Here is a 1,262-nt window from a genome sequence, read left to right on the forward strand (position 1 = left end):
TGAGGTACCCTGACTTTTTCGGACACTCTAGTTTGGTAAACTTCACCAACTGGAGAACTTATGAAACGCTCAAAAACCTACACACCGGAGCTTCGGGAAGAAGCGGTAAAACTGGTCCTGACACAAGGCCTGACGCTGGAAGACGCCGCGTTGCGCCTGACCATTCCAAAGGGCACACTGGCCAATTGGGTGAGTGCGGCAAGGCGCGGCACGTCGCCCAAAGTGGCCCCTGGCAGCCGCTCCGTCCCGGAGCTTGAAGCCGAGGTAACCAAGCTGCGCAAAGAGCTCGCCGAGGCCCGCATGGAGCGCGATATCGTAAAAAAGGCGGCAGCGTACTTTGCGCGGGAGTCGCTGCCAGGTACGCGGTCATGAAGACATTGCGACTCGAATTTCCCGTCACCGTCATGTGCCGCGTCTTTGGCGTCTCGCGCAGCGGTTTCTACGCCTGGGCGAGCGGCAAACCGTCGCGGCGGACGCAGGAAGACGCGCTCCTGAAGGTCGCCATCGAGGCCGTGCACGCACAGAGCCGGCAGACCTATGGCCCGCTGCGCATGCAGCCGGAACTGACGGCGCAAGGCTTCCCGGCCGGCCGTGACCGTATCGTCCGCCTGCGTCGAGAGCTCGCCCTGCGCTGCAAGCAGAAGCGCAAGTTCAAGGCCACCACGAACTCGAATCATGACCTGCCGGTAGCCGACAACCTGCTCAATCAAACCTTTGCGCCGACCCGGCCGAACGAAGCCTGGGTGACCGATATCACCTATGTGGCCACCGGAGAGGGCTGGCTTTACTTGGCCGGTATCAAGGACGTGTTCACCTGCGAACTGGTGGGCTACGCGATGGACGAGCGCATGACGCAAACGCTGACGGCAACGGCGCTGTGGAAGGCCGTGCGCAACAAACGCCCCGCATCGGGCCTGATTCACCACTCCGACCGTGGCAGCCAGTACTGCGCCCATGACTATCAAAAACTGGTGAAGCAGTTCGGCATGCAGCCGTCCATGTCGCGCCGGGGGAACTGCTATGACAACGCGCCCATGGAGAGCTTCTGGGGCAGCCTGAAAAACGAACTGGTGCACCATCAACGTTACGCCACCCGGGCCGACGCGAAAGCGGCAATACAGGAATACATCGAAAGCTTTTACAACCGCCAGCGGCGCCACTCGCGCCTCGGCAATGTTCCGCCCGCGTTGTTCGCTGAGAAATTCAGCAAACAGCCACGGGCGGCTTGAAACAAGAGTGTCCGCTATTGACAGTACACCTCA

The 1,262-nt window shown here is 60.9% G+C and carries 1 protein-coding gene; it reads left to right on the forward strand.

Annotation, left to right across the window (positions count from 1 at the left end; all coding sequences use genetic code 11):
• Positions 1-60 precede the first annotated feature (60 nt).
• Positions 61-1,229, forward strand: a protein-coding gene (locus ACQ4WS_RS25430) for an IS3 family transposase (protein WP_436479723.1) whose coding sequence is annotated in 2 segments (ribosomal slippage) — positions 61-316 and positions 316-1,229 — 1,170 coding nt in all. Because the reading frame shifts where the segments join, the coding sequence is not laid out codon by codon here.
• The last annotated feature ends 33 nt before the right edge of the window (positions 1,230-1,262 follow it).

Source organism: Janthinobacterium leeuwenhoeki, from assembly GCF_051380795.1.
Classification (GTDB): domain Bacteria; phylum Pseudomonadota; class Gammaproteobacteria; order Burkholderiales; family Burkholderiaceae_D; genus Janthinobacterium.